General features: G+C 34.2%; 4 protein-coding genes. 3 read left to right on the forward strand and 1 reads right to left on the reverse strand.

Annotated elements, in window-relative coordinates; all coding sequences use genetic code 11:
* Positions 1-104 precede the first annotated feature (104 nt).
* Positions 105-3,002, forward strand: a complete 2,898-nt coding sequence (locus CW752_RS09100; RefSeq protein ID WP_101239409.1) for an alpha/beta hydrolase family protein — start codon at positions 105-107, stop codon at positions 3,000-3,002.
* A gap of 94 nt (positions 3,003-3,096) precedes the next feature.
* Positions 3,097-4,602, forward strand: coding sequence for a hypothetical protein (locus tag CW752_RS09105; protein ID WP_133121679.1), 1,506 nt, complete (start codon positions 3,097-3,099; stop codon positions 4,600-4,602).
* A 610-nt stretch (positions 4,603-5,212) separates the two neighbouring features.
* Here CW752_RS09105 and recA read toward each other — a convergent pair.
* Positions 5,213-6,214 carry a recombinase RecA gene (recA, locus tag CW752_RS09110; protein ID WP_066697225.1) on the reverse strand — a complete coding sequence of 334 codons (1,002 nt, stop codon included), beginning with the start codon at positions 6,212-6,214 and terminating at the stop codon, positions 5,213-5,215.
* 328 nt (positions 6,215-6,542) lie between these two features.
* Here recA and CW752_RS09115 point away from each other — a divergent pair.
* Positions 6,543-7,402 (forward strand): hypothetical protein (locus CW752_RS09115; protein ID WP_101239411.1); only part of this gene is annotated, 860 nt, incomplete at its 3' end.

Genomic DNA, 7,402 nt, shown 5'->3' on the forward strand with positions numbered 1-7,402 from the left:
GGAAAAGAAAGTGACAGAATGACATTTTTTCAATAGACGGAAACCCGGAATGATGTGGATTTGTCAAAGAAATATCATACTTTTAATCCTTAAAATTTTTAAAAATGAAGATGAAATGTACTGTTTTTATTCTGTTCATGATGGCCTGTTGCCTGTATGGACAGAAAAAGCCATTGGACCATTCTGTGTATGACAGTTGGCAAAATATTGGCTCGAGAAAAATCTCAAATGACGGAAAATGGATCGCCTATTCTGTAGATCCTCAGGAAGGAAATTCTAATCTTTTTTTGTATTCCGTTAAAAACAAAACCTCAAAGAAATTTGAAAGAGGGACAAAACCGGATTTCACCAATGATTCCAGGTTTGCTGTTTTTCAGATCCGTCCTTTGTATAAAGATATCAAAGCGGTAAAAGATAAAAAACTTAAAAAAAATAAATTAACAAAAGACAGCCTTGCCATCGTTGATGTTTTGAGTGGCCAAACGGAGAAAATTCCTGATGTAAAAACATTTAAAATTCCTGAAAAAACAGGTTCTTACGTTGCATATCTTCTTGAAAATACAAAAGATAAATCTTCGGATGAGGCTTCTGACAAAGAAGATGGAGATGACAAAGAAGGTGACAAAAATGTAAAACCATTACAATTGGTAGTGCGAAATCTTTTGGATGGAAAAAGTACAACATATGATAATGTAATTCGCTATGAGTTCAGTAAGAATGGAAAGCAGCTCGTTTTTGTAACTAAAAAACCGGAAGAAAAAGCCAATAAAGAAAAAAAAGAAGGAAAGGATTCAACAGATGAAAAATTGGCCGATAAAAAAGATAACGACAAGTCAAAGCCAAAGAAATATGCATTTCAAACAGTGCAGGTAGTTGATCTGCAAAAAGGAACTGTTAATAAAATTTCTGAAATGGAGGGAGATTTTTCACAGTTGTCTTTTGACGAAGAAGGAAATCAATTAGCCTATGTGGGAACTTCTTCTGCACAGAATGATCTGGTGAAATTGTACAATTTGTATTATTTTAATTTTAAAGGAAATAAAAAAGAGCTGATAACGAATGAGAATGCCCAAATGAAAAAAGACTGGGTAGTTTCTGAAAATCGCTTGCCACTGTTCAGTAAAAATGGTAAGCAGTTATATTTCGGAGTGGCACCAAGACCTGTTGCAAAAGATACGGCGATGATTGCCAATGATCATGCAGTGGTAGATATTTGGAATTATAGAGATGATTATCTGCAAACTGTGCAGCTCAAGGAATTGAAAAATGATTTGAAAAAATCTTATGCCGCAGTAATGCAGACGGAAAAACCGAGTTTCTTTAGAAATATTGATGGTGAGGATTTGGATACTTTAAGAGTAATAAACGAAGGAAATGCTGAATTTGCTCTTGGAGTTACAAGTTTGAATAACCGTATTTCTTCACAATGGGAAGGTTCCACAAAGAAAACGTATTTTCTTATCGATAATAAGACAGGAGACAGAACAGAGGTAATTAAAAATTTAGATGGCTCAGTGGCTGTATCTCCTCTTGGGAAGTTTGTAGTGATTTTTGACAGAGAAAAAGGAAAATGGTTGAGTTATAACGTAAAGACAAAGCAAACCCTTCCACTCAGTACAGGACTACCGGTTTCTTTCGTTGATGAAGAGTTTGATATGCCGGATTTTCCGAGTTCTTATGGTATAGCTTCCTGGACAGATAATGATGAATCAGTGATTATCAGAGACCGTTTTGATCTTTGGGAATTTTTCCTGAATGGTTCAAAAAAGCCAAGGAATATCACCCATGGATTTGGACGTAAAAATAAAATAACATTTGATACCTACGATTTAGATAAAGATATTAAAAGCTTAAATCGAAAGTCCACCATTTATTTGTCAGCATTTGATAATACTTCCAAGGCGAACGGAGTTTTTAAAACATCTATTCAGTCGAATACCGATCCTGTAAAAATTCAAATGGAAGATGTATGGGGATATCGCAGTTTGCAAAAAGCTAAAAATGCAGAAGAATATATCGTAGTAAAAGAATCATATATTGATTCTCCGAATATTTTTGCAACCTCCAATTTCTCCGAGCAACAAAAGTTGAGTAATACCAATCCACAACAAAGTCTTTATAATTGGGGAACTAATGAATTGGTGAACTGGACAACCTCAAAAGGAAATAGATCTACAGGAGTTTTATTCAAACCGGAAGATTTTAATCCGAACAAAAAATATCCTATGATTGTCTATTTCTATGAAAAACTTTCAGATAATCTAAATCGTTACGTAGCACCGTCTCCAACACCTTCAAGATTAAATATTTCTTATTTTGTAAGCAACGGATATCTGGTTTTCACACCTGATATTTCGTACATAGATGGTTTTCCGGGAGAATCTGCAATGGAATACATCAATTCCGGAGTTGAAAAGTTAAAACAGAATTCTTGGGTAGATGGTACTAAAATAGGAATTCAGGGACAAAGCTGGGGTGGTTACCAGGTAGCTTATCTTATTGCTCATACCAATATGTATGCAGCTGCCTGGACCGGTGCGCCTGTTGTAAATATGACTTCTGCATACGGAGGGATCCGTTGGGGATCAGGAATGAACAGACAGTTTCAATATGAAAAATCGCAAAGTAGATTAGGGAAAAATCTATGGGAAGCTCCGGATCTTTATATTAAAAACTCACCACTCTTTACAATTGATCAAGTAAAAACTCCGGTGGTCATTATGAGTAACGATCAAGATGGTGCAGTGCCTTGGTATCAGGGAATTGAAATGTTTACCGCATTACGACGTCTCGGAAAACCCGTATGGCTTCTGAATTATAACGGTGACGATCATAACCTTATAAAACGCCAAAACAGAAAGGATATCCAGATTCGTGAACAGCAGTTTTTTGATTATTATCTTAAAGGTGCTAAAGCTCCGGTCTGGATGACAAAAGGGATTCCGGCAACCCAAAAAGGAAAAGATTGGGGATTTGAGTTAACAGATGATAAACCTGATTAATAAAAATCGGCAGAGCTTACACTCTGCCGATTTTTATTTTAAAATTTCTTGAAAAATACCATGAAGGATAGACTGACACAATGGCATTTTTTTTATGATGAGCCTATTCATCGCTTTTATTATATTTACCGCCAATTATAATAACAAAATGGGAATCTTTGATTTTTTTAAGAAAAAAAGTAGCGGACAGGAGAATAGTAGTATCCCGGTTCAAGAATATGAAAAACCAAATGTAGAGGTAGAAGAACTCGAAATAGAAGAAATAACAGAAGAAGTTATAGATACAATTCCGGAAGTTTCTTTACCGACTGCTGAAGAGAAAAAAGTAAATGAGCAGTTTGAAAAAATCAAAACTTATAAAGACTATATCGTATATTCTATTGCACTTCAGTTAAGAGGAGATTATACACCTTTGGCGGCCTTTGAAAAAGAAAACGGAGAAGTAGAAGGATTTGCCTATATGGTGACTGAGGATGCGTATGCACTTTCTCCACAACAAGCGGTAGGGCAGATGGAAGAGAAGTTTGAGAATGAACTTCAGGATGGTAAAATAAAATCTTATGTAATTTTGTACCACTCTCAATTCAATGATAATGGTAATCACAACCCGGCAACAAAAGAAGAGGAATTCAAGGCGATTTCACTTTCTTATCATTTTAAGGGAGATGATAAAGGAAAGATAGGATTACCTTATATTTTTGAAAACGGAAATGAAAATATTACCTACAAAGGTTTTGTAGAATTTTCTCATGAAGAAAATAATGAAATTATGAATACTCAATTGGTTGATGGTAAAGATTATTTCCCAAATACAGAAGCAATCAAAGCTCCTGAAGCAACTAATGAAGCCGGAATTATCATTAGAAAATCCAATGTACATAATCTTGTTAATGCATGGAGTGGCGTTTTTGGTCATGAAAATTTTCAGACTAAAGATCATGCTAACTATCTGACGAATCTACTGATGCAGGCTGCGGTTCCTGATCCGGCAGGAGAAGGTAAAAATAAAACAGATTTTGAAGAGGTAAGATTTAAAACCATTTTTACAGAAGAGCTCAGCACAATCATTCCGGAAGTAAAAACCAATTACACATTAGATTTTGAAACAAGGTCTGTCAGAGAATGGGAAAATGCATTGAATTTGCATGCAATTGTGGCCGGACCGGCTAGAAATACTTTCGGGGTTTGGTTTTTTGCAACCGATTATGCAGAAAACAGAAACATATATTTGACACAGCCTCATTTGAAAGTGAATGTTAGTGGAATTGTTTTCATCCTTGATGTTCATACGAACACCACTTTACCCGATGGAACTCAAATGAGTGAGGACTTTACAACATATGCACCAAGTCAGGATCTTCCTAATTATGCATGTTTTGATTTTATAGCAACTCTTGTTGATTTTAAAGAAACAGAATTGCTTGAAGATGGAAGCATTAAAGGATATATGCTAAAATTGAAACTGATCACGAATGAAGAAATGGAAGACTTCTTTACAGTTGATGCTTTTGTAAATAAAGAAAATATGAGATTTGAAACCTTAACAAAAGGAATGAAACTTACCGGAGCTTTACAGTTGCAGGGTAAAATCGCTGGATAATATAAAACATATGAAAGTAAAACGAGACTGCTCCAAAAGGGCAGTCTCGCTCATTTTTTAGTAAATTTCTTTTCTATGAATGCTGTTTAACAGCTCCGCAATATGTTCATAGAATTTAATATATTGTTGAAGGGGGGAGCTCCGTAGGAGCGACCTGTTAATTAACCTTGAAATCTTACTGTATAAAGATAATCCGGAACAAGAGCAAAAGTTGTGGAGCTTAGAATATTTAGATCCGTTTAATTTTTAAATTTCACGCAAAGGATTTCTATTATCCGGTGTTGTATTTTAGGAAGCAAAGAGCTGAATCAATTGTATTGATTCTTTCTAAGCGTACGCATATCTACATCGCTTCATCAGCGACTTTTGTTGCTTTCTTAGCTCTCTTATCAATAATGAATTGAATCTTGTCTTTGCGTTGAAATTAAATTTCAATATAAAGCTTAAAGGCGTGAAAGATAGAACATTTTTCCTCTTTAGATTAACCAAACTTTTTGCTTAGTCCATAACTTTTGGGACTGATCCGATAATCCTTGTACTGAAAAAACCGCAGATCTATAAAAGCAAAAAGGCAATCCGAAGACTGCCTTTCCATTATTTTTTTGAAAAATTATTTATTTTTCAATTCTTCTTTGATTTTGTTTTCCAACTCCTCAGCAAGATCAGGATTATCTCTTAGAACATCTTTTACTGCATCACGTCCCTGACCAAGTTTAGTCTCTTCATAGCTGAACCAAGAACCGCTCTTCTTTACGATTCCCATATCAACCGCTGTATCAAGAATTTCTCCTACTTTAGAAACACCTTCACCATACATGATATCGAATTCAGCTTGTTTAAAAGGAGGGGCTACTTTATTTTTCACAATCTTCACTTTCACACGGCTTCCGATGGCTTCGTCACCCTGCTTGATTGGTGCACTTGCTTTTCTGATATCAATTCTTACAGAAGCATAGAATTTAAGAGCATTACCTCCGGTAGTAGTTTCAGGGTTACCGAACATTACACCAATTTTTTCTCTTAACTGGTTGATGAAAATTACGGTACATTTCGTTCTTGAAATAGTAGCCGTTAATTTTCTTAATGCCTGAGACATCAATCTTGCATGAAGACCCATTTTTGAATCTCCCATTTCACCTTCAATCTCTGCTTTTGGAGTAAGAGCTGCTACAGAGTCAATCACTACAATATCAATAGCTCCTGAACGAATCAGATTATCGGCAATTTCTAATGCCTGCTCACCATTATCCGGTTGAGAAATGATAAGGTTTTCTAAATCGATTCCTAATTTTGCAGCATAAGTTCTGTCGAAAGCGTGCTCTGCATCAATAAATGCAGCAATACCACCTGCTTTTTGAGCCTCAGCAATTGCATGAAGCGTTAACGTTGTTTTACCTGAAGATTCAGGACCATATATTTCAATGATTCTTCCTTTTGGATATCCTCCTATACCTAATGCGATATCTAATCCTAAAGAACCGGAAGGAATTACTTCTACTGTATTGTCTATAGATTCATCACCTAAAGTCATTACTGTTCCCTTTCCGTATGTTTTATCTAGCTTGTCAAGCACTAGTGCAAGTGCTTTTTTCTTATCATCAATGTTACTCATCTCTATTAAAATAATTTCTCAAAAATACATAATTTTAACATCAAAAACTAATATTATTTATCCCCGAAACCTGTTTTTAGAGTTAAAAAATGATAAAATTTTATGAGTGATATCATTCATAACGAGATAGATGTAAAATGTGGTATTGACGAATATTGAAAAAATAAATTTAAGTGATGAAAGTTGTAGTTGGAAGCTGGAAGTTAGTATTGAATGAACGGTTTCTAGTATTTATAATTTCACACTTATTGAGGTACAACCATCGTTTTATTCCTATCCAATTTAAAAAAATGCTTATCTTAAAACATTGTTTTTTTAAGATCGTAGTATGGACAGAAAATTAAAACTATTCCTGATTAAATCTTTTGCTATATTAGCCATTATACATTTGGCTTACTTTATTTACGGATATGTAAAGTTTATAGGTCTTCAGAAAATTAATATGTATACAGAATTTTATAGATTCAAATTTTACGATGATGTTTCCATTTCCCACTTTTTCGTATCCGGTCTCTTTTTGTTTTTCTTTGTTATTTTTCTCCTTAGAAATCATTCCCAAAAAAGAGATGAACCGTTAAAAATTTTAAAAATTGGTATTATACTTCTGTTAGTTTCCTTTTTGTCTCTGACCTTTTTCATCAGTTATAGCTTTGGATTCAATGCAAAACTAAGAACAGAACTGCCCGAAAAAAATCTTAATAAAGACAAGACTTTGCTGAATGTCTTACAACCTTTTTTATATAACTACACTTCTTACAGTTCGGAGAAACTGTTTAATCCTGAAAATATTTTATATCCCAAACCTTACCCGGTGATTGAACAAATAGATACATTATATTATGACCCAAATAATAAAGAAAACTATTCAACAGAATCCACCTATTACAGTATTGATACACTAAGAATGCTGAGTGCCGATCATAAAAAACTAAATAATAAGGCGGAATCGGCACTTGACCTGCTTGGACTTGATGCCAAAGAACTGAAAAAAAGGATTATTTCTAAAAAAGAAATAGGGGATAGTACCGAAATTATATTTAAAGGAACAGAAGTACATCCTCAATATGATGAGAAGATGTGTATTTTTCTTGAAAATAAATTTTTGTTTTTTCCATTACATAAAATCCCTGAACAGGAACAGCAGTATCAAAATGCTGTTAAAAGATACAATTTACTTTACAAATATAG

The sequence above is a fragment of the Chryseobacterium sp. PMSZPI genome (assembly GCF_002835665.1).
In the GTDB taxonomy this organism is placed as follows: domain Bacteria; phylum Bacteroidota; class Bacteroidia; order Flavobacteriales; family Weeksellaceae; genus Chryseobacterium.

What these genes read in the sequence shown, in the direction of transcription:
- recA (WP_066697225.1), bottom strand. Translation starts at nt 6,214, where the DNA reads ATGAGTAACATTGATGATAAGAAAAAAGCACTTGCACTAGTGCTTGAC.
- CW752_RS09105 (WP_133121679.1), top strand. Translation starts at nt 3,097, where the DNA reads ATGATGAGCCTATTCATCGCTTTTATTATATTTACCGCCAATTATAAT.
- CW752_RS09100 (WP_101239409.1), top strand. Translation starts at nt 105, where the DNA reads ATGAAGATGAAATGTACTGTTTTTATTCTGTTCATGATGGCCTGTTGC.